Consider the following 18229-nt stretch of genomic DNA (forward strand, 5'->3'; position numbering starts at 1 on the left):
CCGATTTTCAAATCCGAACGATTCCCCCTGTTTTAGAACTTAAGTTTGAAGTCAAATTAAAAAAAGTCAGAATGACAAAAAACAAAGTAAAACGAATACTCAGAATAGTATTCATTATGGCGAGCATCGGCTCTTTGTATTTTGTACCATGGATTTTGGTAAAAGCTTGGGTTTTACCTCTTCCGGATACCGTTCAGGAACAAGTAGATGAAGCCATTGGTCACGGTTTTGACGGGATGATCGTTTACGTGGGCGAAGGAGAAAAGCCACCGGCTTATTATACAGGTGGGTGGAAAAATAGGGAGGATAAAATACCTGCGGACCCCAAATCCTTGTTTAAAATTGCGAGTATTAGTAAGCTCTACGTAGCAGTGGCTATCACTAAACTGGTCCATGACAAGCGTCTGTCTTTAGATGAATCACTGGTTGACTATTTTCCAGAACTCGAAGGAAGAATTGAAAACGCAGAAAAAATCACCTTAAAATTAATGGTGCAACATCGGAGTGGTATTCCCAACTTCACCGATAATCCCGAATATTGGAAAGACGAACAAGATAACGGAAAACGAGCCCTAGAATTTGCCCTTGATCTACCGGCTAGCTTTAAACCAGACGAAGGTTATGAATATTCAAACACCAATTATTTATTGCTTAGGCAAATCATTACTAAAGTAGTAGGTTACAGTCATGAACAATATATAAAGGAGGAAATATTGATGCCCCTTCAACTAAGCAACACCTTCTTTTCGCTTAGTGAAGTGAATATAGATGATGTAATGAGTGGTTATTATGTGGGTATGGAAGAAGATTTTAAGACCAATGAAAACGGAATGTTAGCTACAGCAGAGGATGTGGGAGCCTTCTTAAGAGCATTAAATGATGGCTCTGTGTTTGATGAAGGGGAGCAAGAAATTTATTCTTCCATATACGTCTATGAACACGGTGGTTTGGTTCCCGGTTATCAGAGTCTTGCAGAATATCATGAGGACATAGATACCGTGGTGGTTCAATTTATTAATACAACAGATTTTCAAGGGTATGAGTGGAATCTATCTGAAATTACAATCAACCGTATTGTAAAAATATTGAGAAATAAAAAAGGCAAATAGAAATCAATAAGAGATCAAAACAATGAAGGGGCTTTTTAAAACAGAGGTAGGGAAGAAGGAAATTTTAAGTCTGTATGACCAAAAATTGAACGAACTAAATATTGAATTTGAATGCTTGGATATTGATACCAGTTTTGGACGGACCAATGTTATAACAACTGGGGTTTCTACAAATCCACCCATTATATTGATTCATGGCTCTAACGGTTGTGCACCCATTGCGCTTGACACATATCCTGCTTTAAGGAAGAATTTTAAAGTGTATGCGGTTGATGTTTTAGCGCAACCAAACCGCAGTGCAGAAACAAGAATGAGTATGAAAGATGATTCTTATGGACGATGGATGAACGAAATAATAACAGCTCTAAAGATTAATAATGTTACTCTAGCCGGGTTTTCTTTAGGAGGATTGATCATATTAAAAACCCTTGAATTTAGTGAAAGTAAGATCAAGGAGGTGTATTTGGCTGCACCCGCTTACATTGTAAATGGCAACCCATTGAAAACATTATTTAAAATCTTTATTCCAATGAAGCGGTTTATGAAAACGGAAAAAGCGAAATATGTGGAAAAATTTTTAGCGGAACTTTTTACGGAACGTGATGAGTTTGCAATCAAATATTTGTCAAAAGTATTCGTGCATTTTAAAATGGACTTTACGCCTGTACCTGTAATAAGTGAGGTTGCAGCTAAATCTATAAAAACACCAATAACCCTGTTTGCAGCTCAGAACGACACAATTTTTCCTGGTGCAAAGATGATTAAAAGAGCAAGAAAAATATTCCCTTCTTTAAAAAGTGTCCTAATGTTTGAAAATTCAAAACACGTTCAAAACAAAGCGCAGAATGAGTTGATTGAAAGTGCTATTTTGCAACAATAACACACAACACATTTACTAAATTTTGATTTCATCCTCTGTCTGCAGAAATGGATAGAATAACGGCTGCCTTGAGTTGAAAAACAGCCCTTGTAGAGACTCCTTACCTGTTTAAAACGGTAGGTTTCGTTCTCAATCAATAAAAAAATAAAGAAAATATTAAAATGGTAAAACTTATACTCATAGTAATAGCATTGGCACTAGAATATTGGTTCCAATAGAAAATCTATAAAAGGTAATGCTCTTCAAATTAGTTCCGATTTTTAAACCCGAACGACAGGCTTGTAGCCAGCACCTACTTTTGGTGTATGAAAAGAATAACCAAAGAAACAATGAGAGCAATAATAATAACGAAGTACGGTTCGCCGGAAGTACTTCAATTGCAGTACGTTCAAAAACCCATTCCTAAAGACAAAGAAGTTTTGGTACAGGTAAAAGCGGCTAGTGCAACTAGAGCCGATACCATGATGCGAAAAGGAAGCCCGTGGTTAGGAAGACTTTTTATTGGTCTAACAAAACCAAAACACCCTATATCCGGTACCGGTTTTTCTGGTGTTGTGGAAGCCATTGGTAAAGACGTTACAGAATTTGAAGTGGGAGATGCCGTTTTTGGAGAGTCAATTTTTGGAGCCGGGACAAATGCGGAATACGTTTGCATTCGGGAAGACGGCGTACTCACTATTAAACCCGAACAATTATCTCACAAAGAAGCGGCTACTATTTGTGACGGCTATTTAACCTCTTGGAATTTCTTAAAAGAGATCGCAGAGGTAAAACCGGGCCAGTCCGTTTTAATAAATGGTGCTTCAGGAAGTCTTGGTACTGCAGCCGTGCAATTAGCAAAATATATTGGAGCCGAGGTTACGGGTGTTTGTAGTGCCCAAAATGTAGATTTGGTTGCCACCATAGGAGCGGATAAAGTTCTGGACTATAATAAAATAGATTTTACCAAAACAGGAAAGATGTATGATGTTGTTTTTGATACTGTGGGTAAATCAAAGTACTCGTATTGTAAAAAGGCACTTAGCTTTAAAGGCATTTATCTTTCCCCCGTATTGAGTTTCTCTTTGCTAGTTCGGGTAGTATGGACGTCTATGTTCGGCCGTAAAAAAGCAAAATTTTCAGCTACGGGAACCAAGTCTATTCCGGCACTTCGATTGTTCCTCAATGAACTTAAAGAACTTTGGGAATCCAACCAATTAAAACCAGTAATAGATAGGTATTATACTTTAGAAGAAATAGGTAAAGCCCATGAATATATAGATATGGGACGTAAAAAAGGTAACGTAGTTATTCTTCTTTAATTTTGCTAAAATTATTCATCAATCAATCAACCTTCAAAAAAAATAAGGGCGAGAATAACTTCCAGCCCTTATTTCCATTACAATTTACGAAGATTTAATCCTCCTAAAATTCCAATTGCTAGTGTTATTAAAAAAGTGGGCAGTAATAGCTTAAACCAACTAAAGCTATAAACTACTTCATAAAACTTAGCTTCATGATTTTTCCAATCTACGGAATCCGCAGATTTGTTATCAAAAATTTTGGTGTAAAAACCTTGGCGTAAATTCTTATGGAATTCAGTCAATGATTTTAAGAAAGTTAAATGACTAACCATATCTGTGCCCGCTAGACTATTAAAGCTCAGTTGTGCATGCATTGTGGGTACAAACAGGGCTATTTTTTCACTTACAGCATTACGTAACATGATTTTTTCGGTCATTTCGGCACTTGTATTCTTTGCCGCAAAATCTCCCATGTATTGCATGCCGTAGTACCAAATCCAACTGAATTCATCTTCGGGAACAGGGTAGTTCTTGTACGCCGGATATTCTTTAATGAACTCGTTCATCGTGGCACCTTTTTCCAAATCCCACTTTTCATGGTAACCATCTCTTTGCTCTACCATGGCATCTAAGGCTTCTGGCACTTGATAGGTATTAATAACATAGTTATTCACTAATGCAGGAATTAAAATGGTCAGTACCACCCAAATGGAAATTAATGCCAAAGCATTAAAACTTGAATTCTTTAAAAAGGATACAATCCAAAAACATAAGGCACTCCAGAACATCACATACAAAACGCTCTGAATAAAAATTGCCCAGAAATTGGCGTTCACCGGAATTTGTAGCATAGCACTTGCCAAAAACATCAAGAAAATTAAAACAGCGAATACAAAGAGTATTCTCACCAGTAGTTTTTTGAATAAAAACTTTGCTTTTCCAGAGGTTTGAGCAGCCAATATTCGCCATGTTCCCAATTCTTTTTCTTCAGAATACAAATTGAAAGTCATGGCTATCAATACCAACGGAAACAAATAAATGATAACAAAGCCTAGATCGAGGTTGCCGGACATTAGTAATGACGGGTTCTCAAAATCGGTGTCATATTTTTGTGCTTCCAAGCCTCTAATGGTCACCGCTTGCAATAACGGATTAACATCGCTCTGCCCAATGGAAATTGCGTTTATATTTTGAGGTTTCTTTATGAGCGTAAAACGCAGGTAATATAAAAGCAAGCCTAAGTCTTCACTATGGTATTCCACGTTCTTTTTAATGCTTTCTTCTTGAAATACCTGTGCTGCAGCAATTGTCTTTTCCTGCTTTACCAAATATTGTTTTCCGATCAAGATGCTTATCACCCCAACGGTTAACAACAATATCAGACTAACCAAGAAAATTTTCGTCCTAAAAAATGATTTAAATAATAAACTATACATCTATATGGCTTTTAGGTTAGTGGATAATCTTAATAGTCCGAAAATGGAGAGAACGCCCCAAAGCACTAATGCCAATAAGGATATAAGCTCATTTTTAAAGACATCTGAAATGTTTAAAAAATGATACTCAAACGGAGGAAATTCTTTCCAATAATCACTGGATATAGTATTTGGTCCTTCTTTTCCTTTATTCGGAATTAAATCCATCTGCAATTGGTTCATTTCTTGCGCCAGCTTAAAACGATACGCTTCTGCCTTATCCTTAAAATGAAGGAAAGATTGAAAATCTGTACCCGAGAAAGCCATTGATAAGTTCTTGATTGCCGTATACGGATTTACAAATGCAGAATAGCGCTCTAGGTTATTCTGCTTTCCATACACTTCATACAAATCCTCCTGATGCTTTAAATATATTTTAGTGCTCATTGCTTCACCTTGAGACATCACAAAACCACCATAATTAAAAGGAAGGTCTTCAACATTTTCTACGTTATGGACACGTAATACGGAATCTTTCATGGCTTTGAAATGCGGATCATTAGGGTCATGACTATCTCCAATCTCAGCCAAATCGTGTTCCACTGCTGTTTCCATTTCTATTTTAGAAGGAGTAGGGTAAAGGTAGAACCCCATTGCTTGTAATGATTTTGGAACAATGATCACAAAAAGCAACCAGATGCCCAATAGTTTTACCAGTGCTCCTTTGGCTGTAGCACTAAAAGCCGAAACCAGAATGGTAATTGCACTCAAAATACCGAAAAACAGTAGATAAGCTACTAACAGTACAACATATCTTAATAGACTATCGGTATGCATGCTATCGTGTGACTCAATCAAAACAAAAAACAGAAGTACCAGAAATATAGCGCTTAGAAAAACAAGCGATAGACTCCATAAGCCCAGCCATTTTCCGAATACAATTTCTTTACGCGTTATACCTTGCCCAATCAACAGCTTTAAGGTGCCATTTTCACGCTCTCTGGCAATGGTAGCAAATCCTAAATAGAATATTAAAAGTGGTACGATTACTTTTAATAACATTGCCAGACTCACTTCGCCAAAACGTAACAAACCGGTAGACATACTGGCTTCTGAAAAATTGACGGTATTTTGTTTGTGAGCTTCCAAGAAAACGGCATTGCCCACAAAGTTTTCCATTCCCATATCAAACACACTTAACACGTGTTTTAATCTTAGGGCAAAAGAGCCATAGTGCGCCATACGGTGCGGATGTTTATCTGGATTGTTCTCCCAACTTTCTTCTACTTCATCTTGAATTTCATCTCGCGTAAAATTCTGGTCATGGTAATTCTCCCAACCACTATACGCGGAAAAAAGAAGTAGGCATAGCATTAAGGCAGAAGCAATCAACATGACCTTGGATCTAAAGGCATCTTGCCATAATTGACGAGCCAATAATTGAATTACATTTTTCCTCATTCTTAAAACTTATACGTTGCGTTCAACAATACATTTCTTGGTGCGCCAGGTCCTAATCTTGATGGGTTTAGACCACCTAACCAATACGTTTCATCAAATAAATTATTTAGCTTAAGGGTTAATTGCATACCGGTATTATTAGGCTTGTAATATACCGCTGCATCAAATACGGTATAGGAAGGTAATAATAGTCTATCTGTGTCGTACGTAGGGTTGTACCACGTATATCGTTCATCCATAAATTGAGCACCCAAACCGAAGCCGATACCTTTTAAGGTTTCATTTGTAAAATCATATCTCCCCCAAATATTCGCATTGTGTTTTGGAGCTCCTCCTATAGGTTCACCAATAAACTCTTCTATGGCATCTTCTACAATTTCAGCATCTGCAAAACCGTAAGATGCGGTAAGCTGAAAGTTAGATGATATATACCCAGATACATCCATCTCAAAACCTCTACTTCTTTGTTCACCTCTTGTAGTTAAATTGTCCAAATCATAGGTGTCACCTAAAAGGATATTTTTTTGAGTAATGTTGAAGATAGCTAGGTTGGCAAATATTTTCCCGTTCAAAAATTCTCCTTTTGCTCCAAACTCTGTTAAACTACTTTCAAGGGGATCAAATCTGCTTGGTGAAGTGGACCAAAAGAAACCTTCTGCCGTTGGCGATAATGAAACAGTATTAGTGTGTGGCTGAAAACCTTCTAAATACGTAGCGTATGCACTAACCGTGTTGGTAACTTCATAGGTAAGACCAAACCTAGGTACAATAGCATCATTTGTAAACTCTTGCTCATCGCCTTCATAATCAAAAATATCAGTGAAACGCTCATATCGCAAGTTCAATAAAGCAGAGAACTTACCTACTTTAAACTGGTTTTGAATATAAAAACCATTTGAGGTATTCAGGTTAGCAGGAATACTCAATTCTGCCAGATTATATGCATTTGTATTTCTAGCACCATTAAATGGGTCTGCTAAGTTAAAATGAGGTACTGCAGGTACAGGCATAGTTACACCATCTACCACCATTTGCTGAAAATTGGCTGCATTTGCAGGGTCATAGTTAGACTGACCACTATCTACTGTTAAGTACCTTCTGGCACGAAGAAATCCGGCTCCAATTTTTCTTTCCCAACGTGTAGCATCATAACCAACTAAAATTTTGTTGGTAATCTTCTCCGTTTCTATGTCGTACGTAAAGTAAGTGCTAAAGTTATCGGTTTCCCAATATTGTTGTCTTTCATCATATCGCATTCTAGCCAAGGTAGGAATCACATTTCCATCAATATCCACAGCTGTACCATCAACTCTATGTTCGGCTAAATCCTCATCCCAAGTTTGTTTCATGAACTGGGCATTGAAACCTAAGTTATCGGTTAACTTTTTACTGAAATTAGTCATAAAAATGAACTCTTTGTTTTTGTAATGATCGCTTGAAGCTCCTACATTCATGGTAATTGGCGTACTATTAATATCGTAATCACCATTAATAGCTCCAAAAATAGGCTGACCTCTATCTAAATTACCCACGGCATCACTGTAGATTAATTCTACGTTTAAAGATGTGGTTTCATTTGGAATATAGCTTAAGGAAGGCGAAAACAAAATGGCATTGTTGTTTACGACATCTCTAAATGAATCTGCCTCTTGTATTGCGGCATTAAAACGATATAAAAGCGTTTTAGATTCGTTTAAAGGACCGGTAAAATCTGCTGTAGCTCTTATGGTTCCAAAACTACCTGTGGTCAAAGAAACTTCACTACGTTTTTCTGTTAATGGTTTTTTAGTTACCATGTTTACCGTACCACCTGGATCGGCACTTGAAAAGGTAACCGATGACGGACCTTTTATAACTTCAACACGTTCTAAGTGGGAGGTAATAGGCTGTAAAAAATAGTATTGACGTGTACGCATGCCATTTAACACTTGTCCGTCATCACCTTGTGTAATACCACGAATGTTATAATGATTGTATAAACCCGTTACCGATACATTACTTACCGTTTTTACGGCATCTGGCACTTGAAAAGCAAGTCGGTCTGCAATTAACTCCTTTGTTACCGACGTTATCGCTTGCGGCAATTCTTTATTGGCAATTGCCACTTTGGTAGCCGAAAATGAATAATCGCTATTATAATCTGTTCTTGCTCTACCAATGACTTCTACCGATTGTAATTGCTCTACACTCTCTTGAAGGTTGATGGAGCCTAAATCGTATGTTTTGTTTTCATCAAATGTCTCTGTAAGGTTTAGAGTTTTCATTCCTATGTAACTTACCCTAATTTGGTAGGTTCCCAGTCCTGATAACTCAAAAGTGAAAGTTCCGTCTTCTTCTGTTATGGTACCGCCTTTGGCCGTAACATTTTCAAGATTATATGCAACTGTTGCTCCCATTATGGGAAGTCCGTTTGTATCCGTTATTTTGCCTTTAACCACAACTCTGGAAAAAGCAGAATTGAATGCTAACAGTGCTAGTATGAGTAGTACATTTTTTTTCATAATTCTATATAGTCTGTAAGTATAGTTGGTTTAGTTGCTCTGCGTTTATTTCACTGGCTTTTAATTGTTGTGCCAGAATACCTTCTTTCATTATTCCAATTGTGGTTCCTAATTCTACGGCATTGAAAATATCATGCGTAGCCATGAAAATAACCTTGCCCATAGCGGCAAGTTCTTTACAAATTTTAGTGAATTCAGCTGTTGCCTTTGGATCAAGACCAGAAGTAGGTTCGTCCATAAAAATGACTTCTGCATTCTTGGCAAGCGCAACGGCAATCCCTACTTTTTGACGCATTCCTTTAGAATAACCGGATAGTCTACTGTGTTGAGCATCTTTCTGTAAACCAGTTTTGCTAAGAAAGTCTTCTAATTCTGATGTGGAATATGAAAAACCGGCTAAGCGACTAAAGAAATTTAGGTTCTCAATACCACTTAGATTTCCATACAATTGAACGGTTTCCGGAATGTACGCTGTTAGCTGATTGGTATCATCCTTGCCTACTTCTTTATCACCGACAAAGGCTTGACCGCCATCCTTATTTATAAAACCTAAGAAAATATTGATGGTAGTAGTTTTTCCTGCTCCGTTTTGACCTAACAGACAAAATATCTCTCCTTTTGATACCTCAAAGGAAACGTCCTTCAATGCAACTTTTCCATTGTAAGACTTGGTTATATTTATTGCTTTAAGCATGAGTGTTCTATGAATTTAAATTGATTGTAATTTTTACGCATATGTACATCTTACTGTCTGTGACTATGACAGTAAAAAGAAAGCGTATTATTGTAGAAGAGTCACCCTGATAAAGGGATGTGCCCATATTTTTTAGCAGTATATCAAAGTATTAGCACCTCTTTTCCAAGAGAAAAAAGGACTGCAAAAGCTTAAATAAAGTGCTTATAGGACGTACGCACCCTATGAACAGGATGGTGAAAAAAATATGAGCTATGAGAACTGTGGGGGAGGCCTAGTAAAAAGGTTACTGGCCAAATGCCTATTGTTAAAAACAATATAAGGCGTGGTATTCGTAAATTTTGGTTCGGAAAAGTAATTTTCCTTTTGTGGTAAAACCGGATGTTCGGTTTTTAAAGCAGGAATGAAATTTACTACTGTGGTAATATCACAAAGCTCGCAGTGTTGAACGTCTTGTTCGTCTGCATGATGCGTTAGCGCATGCAAGCCTGCAACCTTGAACAAAAGCATCAAGGCAACATAAAACATGGCAATAAAACGTTTTACGTTTTGCATAAGAAGAGGCAAAAGTAAACAATATTCTAGATTATTTTGGTAGAAGCATAAAAAAGAAGAATGGCAATTCAAACAATTTTAATAAGGTGGAGTAACGTTCTTGGGAAATGCCAAGCTGGCAATGGAAATTCTAATAAGAGTATGGTTCTACGGGATTTTTTCATTGGCCTATTAAAAAAGTGTGGTCTTATAAAATTTGTTACTAGGGAAATTGAAATTGCTTTTATGAGTATCTTTAAGAGTGAAAATTGAAAACGTATAATACAGAAAATAATATAAAATTAGCCGCGTAACTACCATACAAGAAGTTCTTCAGCAATTAGACGTCATAATTGATACGGCTATTGCAAACAATAACTGCATAGGGTTGTTTGCCTATATATATAGAAGAACTCCGGCTCAGATTCTCAAAGAAGTGGAATTGGGAAGTTTTGAGGATAATGAACATATGGAGAAGTTTGATGTTGAATTCGCTAACTTTTATTTAGATGTGTATAACGGTTATGTAAATAATAGCAAAGTAAGTAAATCCTGGCAGTTTGCATTTGATACCCAAAAAGACTCATTAACCATTCTACAACATATCATGTTAGGCATCAATACCCACATTAATCTTGATTTGGGTTTAGCAGCAAGCGCTGTAATGCATGGCAAAGAAATTATTGTAAATAAAAAGTGATTCCTAATATCTCAAGTTTGAGATAAAAAGAATCACTTTGAAAACTGGTGTTTTTAAAATTCCAAACCTTGCTAAATATCAATCAAAATAAGAATACAACTCTTTTTTTAAGTTTTCCCATTGTCCCTTATCTCCGCTAATTATTTGACCTACTTCTTTTACTTTAGAAGTACTAAAACCTATAGCTTCTTTTATGCCAATATGTGGCGGTAAGGACAATGCACCACTATTCACAACAGCATCAATAATAAATGGTTTTTTACTTGCTTTAGCTTTTATAATAGCTGCATCGATATCTTCTGCATGCTCGACCCTAACACCATCACCACCACAAAGTTTAGCATATTCAGCAAAATTGACATTGGTTTCATGTAAAGCGTCTAAGCTTGCTGCCAAACCTGCTTCTTCCATTTCCAACTTAACAAAGCTTAATTCTGAATTATTGAATATTAAAACTTTAACCGGTAATTCGTGTTTAACGGCCGTTATAAAATCTTGCATAGACATATTAAAAGCTCCATCGCCACAAAAAGCCCATATTTCTTTGTTTTTATTCGCAAACTGAGCACCAATGGCAGAAGGTAAACCCACAGCCATAGAACCATGGTTAAAAGAACCGATAAGTCTTCTTTGACTATGAAAAGAAATATGATGTGCAGCCCATATGGCAGAAGTACCCGTTTCTACCGTAAAAATGGCATCATTAGCCGCATGCTCGTTAACCAAGTCTGCAAATATTTGCGGGTGCAAAGGTTCATGGTTTCGAGTAGGGGAGGCCTGCTTTTTCATATTCGCTCTCCAATCCTTAAAATTACCTCTTAATTTATCTAAAAACGCTGTATCGCTTTTCTGATTAATTTTCGGATTTAACAATTCTAAAAATGACGAAATATCGCTCCATATACCAAGTGATACCGAGGTTCTATTTCCTATATTTTCTTGTCGAATATCTACCTGTATCGTTTTTGTTTGATGTGGAAGAAAATCTATGTATGGAAAATCAGTACCTAACATCAGTAATAAATCACACTTCATGACGGCATTGTAACCAGAAGGATTTCCTATTAAACCGGTAAGGCCTACAACATTGTCAGTATCATGGTCAAAAATATCGCTAGCACGTAAACTATGGGTAATAGGTGCATTTAGTTTTTTAGATAATTCAAGTACGGCAGCTCTACTTTCTCTGCATCCATCACCAGCCAATATACCTACCGTTTTAGCACTGTTCAAAAGCTTGGTAGCTTTCATAACAACAGATTCTTCAGGAACTAAACGGGAAACATATTTCTTAATAGGATGTACGAATTGCTCATTCTCGGCTTTCATTTCCGCTACATTTGCCGGCAACTCTATTCTGCACACTGCATTATTGGCTATCGCAATTTTAATGGCGCGTTGTATTACCATTGGTGCTTGCTCTGGTGTTTCAATTATAGCCTGGTAATCGCAAACATCATCAAATACCTTTTTTAAATCTACTTCTTGAAAGTAATTGGTACCCTGTTGTTTCTGATTAATTTGACCTGTTACAGCAATAACCGGCGTGCGTTCTTTTTTAGCATTGTACAATCCATTAATCAAATGCAAAGCACCAGGGCCAACAGTACCTGCACATGCCGCTAAATTGTTGCTTGTTTGACTATGACCAAAGGCAGCAAAAGATGCGTTACCCTCGTGTTTCATGCCGATCCAGTCAACAGTGTCTCGTTCTTCTATTGCTTTAACAAAAAAGTTTAAGGCATCGCCCGTTACTCCATATACTTTATCTACTCCAACACTTTGTAAAATATCTAGTAGTTGTTCTGATACATTTTTACTCATAAGTAATTTCTTTATATTTTTAAATTGGATGAACTATGCATCCATTTTCTATCTATACTCCGGATTTTCGAAATTCCAACGTGTGCCGTCATCCCAATCTTTTCTTGAATTTCCGTAAGACGGATATCCTCCGTTATCCTTCAACATTTTAGCCAAATGCATTAGATTGTATGACATAAAAGTGGTGTTACGATTCGTAAATTCTGAATCAAAACCTACTGGTGGCTCAATTTTTTCGCCACCCCATTCCGTATCTCCATAACTGGGTCCGGGTCCAACTTTCCCTATCCAACCTGCATCTGCCTGTGGTGGTATACTATAACCCAAGTGTTGTAAGGCATATAATATTCCCATAGAACAATGTTTAACTCCATCTTCATTACCGGTAATAATACAACCACCCGCTTTGCCATAATACACGTATTGCCCCTTATCATTTTGGTACCCGCTCATAGCGTATAATCGTTCAATGAGTTTTGTAGCTACCGATGAACGTTCACCCAACCAAATAGGCGTACCTATCACCAATATATCCGCTGCCATTACCTTTTTATAAATTTCTGGCCAATCATCTTTATCATATCCTTCTTTGGTCATATCTGGTTGCACACCAACGGGTATGTCAAAATCTGCAAGTCGTAAAATCTCTACATCAACTCCTTCCGATTTCATAATCTTAGCCGACACATCGATTAAATTACGTGTGTGACTTTTAGATGGTGATTTTTTTAAGGTACAATTGATGAATATTGCTTTTAACGTACTAAAATCTGTCTTTTTCATATTGTTCTTATTTTCCTATAGTTTTTACAGTAACCACACCAAATACTATGTGACCAATTGACATCGCCACTAATCTCATTGGCATAGAACCATCCATTGGTGGCATTTCAAATAGCACTCCCATTACCTTCATACCAATCTGTGCCATAATAAGTGCTACGATACCAAAGGCAATTCCTTTCAAGAAAAGATTAGAGATGTTGACTTTAGGAGCAAATACATAACCATACCCTAAAGCAAATAGAATTCCCATAAGAAAATGTAACACCCAACCTACTGTTATGGGTAAGTTCATAGCGCCTGCCAATAATTTCCATGGTGCCATTTCGGGCATGCCCATATGTGGTGCTACCAACATTATTATGGTCATTACTACTGTTCCTAAAATTCCTGCTAACACCAATTTTGGTAATTCATTTTTCATTTATATACTTTTTTGCTTTTTGATAATTTTATAGTCTATATATATTTCTACTCATACAGACCTATTTATTTCCAATATGAAGCTGATTAACAGCACGCAAGATATTTTTAGTTACATTAAATCATTAGTTCATACCATTTTTTTATTAGCGTGAAGGCGATATACTACTTGAATTTTATGTGGTTGAAATCATTTAAGAGGCATGTTTCAGCTATAAAACACCTATTTACAATGATTGACGTAATACGTTTAAAATGATTTTAAAATTTTAATGAAGTACTTCTATTCATTTACTTAACTTGAAATTTCTAACCAACAAATAAGTTTTAATTAAATAAACAATTACAACCATCAGCCGACCAACCACCATACAAGAAGTCCTAATTCAATTGGACGAAATCATAGATAATGCCATCGCCAACAATGACCGCATAGGATATTTTGCTTTTTTGTATAGAAGGGTCACTGCTGAAATTCTGAATGAGGTACAATTAGGGAATTTTGAGGATAACGCCCGAATGGAAACTTTTGATGTTGCCTTTGCCAACTACTATATAGATGCATACAACGGTTATACAACAAACCAACCAATCAGTAAATCTTGGCAGTTTGCATTTGATGCCAAAAACGACCCACTAACCATTCTACAACATATCATGTTAGGTATCAATACCCACATTAATCTTGATTTGGGTTTAGCAGCAAGTGCTGTAATGCAAGGCAAAGAAATAATTGATATAGAAAATGATTTTAATACAGTAAATACCATTCTTGGTAACATTGTCAATGAAATGCAAGACCGCCTTAGCCGGGTATCTCCATTATTATTTTTATTAGATCTGGCAGGGGAAAATTCAGATGAGAAAATCATTAATTTTAGTATGGGCAGGGCCAGAGAGGTATCATGGCGTAATGCTAATTTACTATGGAGTTTGGGAGTTGACCATCAAGGAGAAGCTATTGATACTATGGATTTAGTAGTTCTGAAGCTAGGGGAGTGTATAAAATCGCCTAAATCCAAGGTAATTGGTTTTGTGCTAAAATGTATAGGTAGGTTTGAAGAAAAAAATGTAGGAAAGGTCATTTCAACCTTAAGGGAAAACTGAATACGTTGACCTCGGGGGAGAATGGAGTAATACCAATTTCAATACTCAATAAATTGGACATTTTATAAAATAGATACACTAGCAAAATGAACGCACAGGCCTATTTAAATAGAATAGATTTTCAAGATACAATTACCATTAAAAAAAGTGTTCTTTTCAAACTTCAAAAACAACACCTGCTTAATATTCCATTTGAAAATTTAGACATACATTATGGAAGAAATATAAGGCTTTCAATAATGGATATGTATCAAAAGGTAGTTGTTGAAAAACGTGGAGGATTTTGCTATGAACTCAATGGGCTTTTTTGTGATTTCTTAAAACAAATAGGCTTTAATGCAAAACTGATTTCAGCACGGGTTCATACAAAAGAGGCACATTACAGTCCAGAATACGACCATTTAGCAATACTAGTACAATTAGATAATCATGATTTTTTAGTTGATGTGGGTTTTGGTAAATTTTCATTAGAACCATTGAAACTTGAAATTGGTCAGCGGATATTAGATAAATATGGGCAATTTCAATTTGACAAATACGATGCTAATTATTTCCGTATAAATGAAGTGAAAAACAATAAGCTAATTCCTCAATATATATTTAGAAATGAAGAGCGAAATCTTTCCGAATTTGCCGAAAGGTGTATGTTTCATCAGACAAGTGAAAACTCGCATTTTACAAAGAAGAAGCTAATTTCAATTGCAAAAAAAGAAGGAAGAATTACGCTAAATAATTCTCAATTGAAAATTACTCGCATGGGAGTCGAGGAGCAAGTAGATTTTGAAGAAAATGAGTTTGATGCCAAATTGAAACAACATTTTGATATAGAAATAGGGTAATGCCGTAAACTAGGGCTTATAAGTTGGTTCAATAACTACTTGGCACAATCTTTACAAACCCCGGTAAGAACACAGTTAACCCCTTCTAAAGTATAGCTCTTGGGCAGCGAAAACGTAACCGGCACAGGCAAACATTCAATGGTCTCACATTGCGTACAACGAAAGTGAAAGTGATGTAAAGGTTGCTTTTTTTCGTCGCACTTTATACAAATAGCAAAATACTGCCTACCATCGTCTGCAATAATTTTATGTACAATACCATCATCACAATATCGGTTTAGAACTCTATAAATAGTAGCCCTATTAATATCAACTCCAATTTCCTTCTCAATTGCTTGTTGACTCATGGCTTTGCCAGACGCATTTAAGACGGAAAGCACAGCTTCTTTGGTAACGGTATTTCTTCTTTTCATTATAGAAAATAAATTTATTGCAACCTAGTTGCAATAGTACAAAATATCTATATATTTGCAAAATAAGTTAATGCGACAATGTTGCGATAGTGTGTTTAAAATGACTAGAAGAGATGCAATAAAGAAAGGAAGCGTTGCCGGATTAGTTCCTATGTTTCCTATGGTAGTAACTCATTTAAAAAAAGATAATGCTATGACAAAAGATTACGATGTAATAATTATAGGGGGTAGCTATGCCGGTCTATCTGCGGCCATGGCGTTGGGACGTTCTTTGCGCAATGTTTTAATTATAGATAGTGGGTTACCGTGTAACAGGCAAACGCCGCACTCGCATAATTTTATAACACAAGATGGTTCAACTCCGGCTGGAATTTCGCAAAAAGCAAAATCGCAAGTCTTAAAATATGACACGGTCAGCTTTATTGAAGACAAAGCAATTAAGGGCAGAAAAGAAGAGGGTGGTTTTTATGTTCTTACCGAATCAGGAAAAGAATTTAAAGCTAAGAAATTGGTAATTGCCACCGGAATTAAAGATATAATGCCGTCCGTTAAAGGGTTTTCTGAATGTTGGGGTATTTCCGTAGTTCATTGTCCTTATTGTCACGGGTATGAAATAAGAAACAAAAAAACGGCAATCATTGCCAATGGCGAAGTCGCATTTCACCTGGCTCCTTTGGTAAGTAACCTCACAGATAACCTTAGTGTTTTAACCAATGGAAAAGCAGACTTTACTCCGGAAGAGCTGTTGAAATTGAAAGAACATAATATTCATATCATTGAAAAGGAAATTACAGAGATTGAACATGAAAATGGATTCATGAAAAATGTAGTTTTTGATGATAGCAGTACAATGCATTTTGAGGCGGCGTATGGGCCGCTTCCATTTCAGCAAAATCTAGATATACCGGAGTTTATAGGTTGCGAACTTACGGAGCAAGGTTATATTCAGGTAGATATGATGCAAAAAACTACTGTAGATGGTGTGTTTGCATGTGGAGACAACAGCATAAGAATGCGTTCTTTGGCAATTGCGGTATCCGCTGGAGCTATAGTTGGCGCAGTGGCGAATATGGAGCTGTCCAAAGAGGAATTCTAGACCTAAACGTTTATGGTTGAAGTATTCATTACCAATATAGATAAACGAGCTCAGGCAAAAGGGATAGTAAAAATGCTTGGGCTCGTGTTTTCTGAATTGAAAATTGATTTTGACTTGGATGAAACTGATTTACCTTTTCCAAAAGGGCATACCGTTTTGCGCGTAGAAGGAATGCATATAGATCACGTAAAAATTATGCGTTTGACCCGTGAATTCGGAATACGATGTGAAATAATGGAAGACCGTATTCCGCAGTAAAAAGAAACATAGAACTAACTGGTCTCATGAAGGGCTATGTCTTTTTTTTCTTAAGATGAAATAAAAGCATATTTCTTATATATTTGACCTCATGATAGATTTGGAGGAACAATTAAAAAATCCGGTTTGGTATTCCTTAAAGGAGACCCATAAAAACTTCGCTGTTGAATTGAATGGAGTTCAATTTTATAACCCCGATGTGTGCACTTTTGGTTCTTTTTTTGATGAATCAAAGACAGCTAAAGCTGCTGATGAGTATGTGAAAACTTCGGATCATTTCTTCTTTGTTTCAGCCGATCAAACTCCTGTAATAGATGAAACCAAAGTTATCTTTGAGAAAAAGATTGATGGCTGTCAAATGGTTTTAAATACGTTGCCAGACGTTTCAATAACAGAAAACATTGTCTTGCTAGATAAGAGTTTTATGGATGAAATTTATGATTTAGTCTGGTTGGTTATGCCTGGGTACTACAAGAAAAGAACCTTTGAAATGGGGAAGTACTTTGGCATATTTAAGAATGGTAAGTTGGTTTCAATCACAGGGCAACGCATGCAGACCAATCATTTAATAGAAGTTAGTGCAGTGGTTACTCACCCCGAGTATACCAGACAAGGACTGGCCAAACAGTTGATAGCGCATACTACAAAGGAAATTCTCAGAGAGAACAAAACGCCTATTTTGCACACAAATAAAGGTAATCCGGCAATTGCTCTCTACGAGAAATTAGGATATGAGCTAACAAGAGATATGAACTGGTGGTTGTATCGCAAAAAATAAGGTGCGGTTTAAGGGCTAATAAAGAAATCATGAGTCACCCCTTTTTCTAAGAATCCAAATCTGTAAATAAATATCTAGCTAGGTTATCTATTAGAGGTATTTGAAATTTAAAATTTATCATTTACTTTTAG

At 36.4% G+C, this 18229-nt stretch carries 18 protein-coding genes; 9 read left to right on the forward strand and 9 right to left on the reverse strand.

The genetic code is table 11. The features are described from left to right. The first annotated feature begins 71 nt into the window (after nt 1-71). The 3 genes from IWC72_RS09455 (at nt 72) to IWC72_RS09465 (ending at nt 3290) form a co-directional block, all read left to right on the forward strand. Nucleotides 72-1109: a serine hydrolase domain-containing protein gene (locus IWC72_RS09455; protein WP_194525961.1), complete on the forward strand. Its 1038-nt coding sequence runs from the start codon at nt 72-74 to the stop codon at nt 1107-1109. Nucleotides 1110-1131: 22 nt separating this feature from the next. Further along, nucleotides 1132-1989, forward strand: coding sequence for an alpha/beta hydrolase (locus IWC72_RS09460; protein WP_194525962.1), 858 nt, complete (start codon nt 1132-1134; stop codon nt 1987-1989). A gap of 329 nt (nt 1990-2318) precedes the next feature. Further along, nucleotides 2319-3290 carry an NAD(P)-dependent alcohol dehydrogenase gene (locus IWC72_RS09465; protein WP_194529607.1) on the forward strand — a complete coding sequence of 324 codons (972 nt, stop codon included), beginning with the start codon at nt 2319-2321 and terminating at the stop codon, nt 3288-3290. 77 nt (nt 3291-3367) lie between these two features. Here IWC72_RS09465 and IWC72_RS09470 read toward each other — a convergent pair whose 3' ends face one another. From IWC72_RS09470 to IWC72_RS09490, 5 genes are all read right to left on the reverse strand, one after another. Beyond that, nucleotides 3368-4708 carry a DUF3526 domain-containing protein gene (locus tag IWC72_RS09470; protein ID WP_194529608.1) on the reverse strand — a complete coding sequence of 447 codons (1341 nt, stop codon included), beginning with the start codon at nt 4706-4708 and terminating at the stop codon, nt 3368-3370. Next, nucleotides 4709-6148 (reverse strand): ABC transporter permease, encoded by a 1440-nt coding sequence (locus tag IWC72_RS09475; RefSeq protein WP_194529609.1) that lies wholly within the window; start codon nt 6146-6148, stop codon nt 4709-4711. 2 nt (nt 6149-6150) lie between these two features. Further along, complete coding sequence (locus IWC72_RS09480; RefSeq protein ID WP_194529610.1) at nt 6151-8649, reverse strand: TonB-dependent receptor domain-containing protein; 2499 nt, start codon at nt 8647-8649, stop codon at nt 6151-6153. Nucleotides 8650-8653: 4 nt separating this feature from the next. Continuing rightward, nucleotides 8654-9343 (reverse strand): ABC transporter ATP-binding protein, encoded by a 690-nt coding sequence (locus IWC72_RS09485; RefSeq protein ID WP_194529611.1) that lies wholly within the window; start codon nt 9341-9343, stop codon nt 8654-8656. Between the two features lie 252 nt (nt 9344-9595). Continuing rightward, nucleotides 9596-9898, reverse strand: a complete 303-nt coding sequence (locus IWC72_RS09490; protein WP_194525968.1) for a DUF2607 family protein — start codon at nt 9896-9898, stop codon at nt 9596-9598. A gap of 298 nt (nt 9899-10196) precedes the next feature. On the opposite strand from IWC72_RS09490, the gene IWC72_RS09495 reads away from it, so the two are divergent. After that, nucleotides 10197-10577, forward strand: a complete 381-nt coding sequence (locus IWC72_RS09495; RefSeq protein WP_317171427.1) for a DUF5995 family protein — start codon at nt 10197-10199, stop codon at nt 10575-10577. A gap of 78 nt (nt 10578-10655) precedes the next feature. On the opposite strand, the gene IWC72_RS09500 is transcribed toward IWC72_RS09495, so the two are convergent. Genes IWC72_RS09500 through IWC72_RS09510 form a run of 3 tightly spaced genes read right to left on the reverse strand, consistent with a single transcriptional unit; the run spans nt 10656 to nt 13608 of the window. Beyond that, a complete protein-coding gene (locus IWC72_RS09500; RefSeq protein ID WP_194529613.1) occupies nt 10656-12401 on the reverse strand; it encodes a thiamine pyrophosphate-dependent enzyme in 1746 nt (581 codons plus the stop codon). Between the two features lie 48 nt (nt 12402-12449). Beyond that, nucleotides 12450-13184, reverse strand: coding sequence for a flavodoxin family protein (locus IWC72_RS09505; protein ID WP_194529614.1), 735 nt, complete (start codon nt 13182-13184; stop codon nt 12450-12452). A gap of 7 nt (nt 13185-13191) precedes the next feature. After that, nucleotides 13192-13608 carry a DUF6789 family protein gene (locus IWC72_RS09510; protein ID WP_194529615.1) on the reverse strand — a complete coding sequence of 139 codons (417 nt, stop codon included), beginning with the start codon at nt 13606-13608 and terminating at the stop codon, nt 13192-13194. Nucleotides 13609-13976: 368 nt separating this feature from the next. Between IWC72_RS09510 and IWC72_RS09515 the strand changes: the two genes are divergently transcribed. Further along, the gene (locus IWC72_RS09515; protein WP_317171428.1) at nt 13977-14714 is read left to right on the forward strand and encodes a DUF5995 family protein; all 738 of its coding nucleotides are present in this window, start codon (nt 13977-13979) and stop codon (nt 14712-14714) included. A gap of 86 nt (nt 14715-14800) precedes the next feature. Then, nucleotides 14801-15553: an arylamine N-acetyltransferase family protein gene (locus tag IWC72_RS09520; protein WP_194529617.1), complete on the forward strand. Its 753-nt coding sequence runs from the start codon at nt 14801-14803 to the stop codon at nt 15551-15553. Nucleotides 15554-15588: 35 nt separating this feature from the next. Here IWC72_RS09520 and IWC72_RS09525 read toward each other — a convergent pair whose 3' ends face one another. Continuing rightward, nucleotides 15589-15966, reverse strand: a complete 378-nt coding sequence (locus IWC72_RS09525; RefSeq protein WP_194529618.1) for a Fur family transcriptional regulator — start codon at nt 15964-15966, stop codon at nt 15589-15591. Between the two features lie 151 nt (nt 15967-16117). On the opposite strand from IWC72_RS09525, the gene IWC72_RS09530 reads away from it, so the two are divergent. The 3 genes from IWC72_RS09530 (at nt 16118) to IWC72_RS09540 (ending at nt 18098) form a co-directional block, all read left to right on the forward strand. Then, nucleotides 16118-17062 (forward strand): NAD(P)/FAD-dependent oxidoreductase, encoded by a 945-nt coding sequence (locus IWC72_RS09530; protein WP_226979681.1) that lies wholly within the window; start codon nt 16118-16120, stop codon nt 17060-17062. Nucleotides 17063-17074: 12 nt separating this feature from the next. Next, nucleotides 17075-17320, forward strand: a complete 246-nt coding sequence (locus IWC72_RS09535) for a hypothetical protein (protein WP_194529619.1) — start codon at nt 17075-17077, stop codon at nt 17318-17320. Nucleotides 17321-17411: 91 nt separating this feature from the next. Continuing rightward, the gene (locus IWC72_RS09540) at nt 17412-18098 is read left to right on the forward strand and encodes a GNAT family N-acetyltransferase (RefSeq protein WP_194529620.1); all 687 of its coding nucleotides are present in this window, start codon (nt 17412-17414) and stop codon (nt 18096-18098) included. The last annotated feature ends 131 nt before the right edge of the window (nt 18099-18229 follow it).

The organism is Zobellia roscoffensis (assembly GCF_015330165.1).
Taxonomy (GTDB): Bacteria; Bacteroidota; Bacteroidia; order Flavobacteriales; family Flavobacteriaceae; genus Zobellia; species Zobellia roscoffensis.

Coding starts and splice junctions, on each gene's coding strand:
- IWC72_RS09510 (WP_194529615.1), bottom strand. CDS start 13,608: ATGAAAAATGAATTACCAAAATTGGTGTTAGCAGGAATTTTAGGAACA.
- IWC72_RS09470 (WP_194529608.1), bottom strand. CDS start 4,708: ATGTATAGTTTATTATTTAAATCATTTTTTAGGACGAAAATTTTCTTG.
- IWC72_RS09505 (WP_194529614.1), bottom strand. CDS start 13,184: ATGAAAAAGACAGATTTTAGTACGTTAAAAGCAATATTCATCAATTGT.
- IWC72_RS09460 (WP_194525962.1), top strand. CDS start 1,132: ATGAAGGGGCTTTTTAAAACAGAGGTAGGGAAGAAGGAAATTTTAAGT.
- IWC72_RS09520 (WP_194529617.1), top strand. CDS start 14,801: ATGAACGCACAGGCCTATTTAAATAGAATAGATTTTCAAGATACAATT.
- IWC72_RS09500 (WP_194529613.1), bottom strand. CDS start 12,401: ATGAGTAAAAATGTATCAGAACAACTACTAGATATTTTACAAAGTGTT.
- IWC72_RS09480 (WP_194529610.1), bottom strand. CDS start 8,649: ATGAAAAAAAATGTACTACTCATACTAGCACTGTTAGCATTCAATTCT.
- IWC72_RS09455 (WP_194525961.1), top strand. CDS start 72: ATGACAAAAAACAAAGTAAAACGAATACTCAGAATAGTATTCATTATG.
- IWC72_RS09530 (WP_226979681.1), top strand. CDS start 16,118: ATGTTTCCTATGGTAGTAACTCATTTAAAAAAAGATAATGCTATGACA.
- IWC72_RS09525 (WP_194529618.1), bottom strand. CDS start 15,966: ATGAAAAGAAGAAATACCGTTACCAAAGAAGCTGTGCTTTCCGTCTTA.
- IWC72_RS09535 (WP_194529619.1), top strand. CDS start 17,075: ATGGTTGAAGTATTCATTACCAATATAGATAAACGAGCTCAGGCAAAA.
- IWC72_RS09485 (WP_194529611.1), bottom strand. CDS start 9,343: ATGCTTAAAGCAATAAATATAACCAAGTCTTACAATGGAAAAGTTGCA.
- IWC72_RS09490 (WP_194525968.1), bottom strand. CDS start 9,898: ATGCAAAACGTAAAACGTTTTATTGCCATGTTTTATGTTGCCTTGATG.
- IWC72_RS09540 (WP_194529620.1), top strand. CDS start 17,412: ATGATAGATTTGGAGGAACAATTAAAAAATCCGGTTTGGTATTCCTTA.
- IWC72_RS09475 (WP_194529609.1), bottom strand. CDS start 6,148: ATGAGGAAAAATGTAATTCAATTATTGGCTCGTCAATTATGGCAAGAT.
- IWC72_RS09465 (WP_194529607.1), top strand. CDS start 2,319: ATGAGAGCAATAATAATAACGAAGTACGGTTCGCCGGAAGTACTTCAA.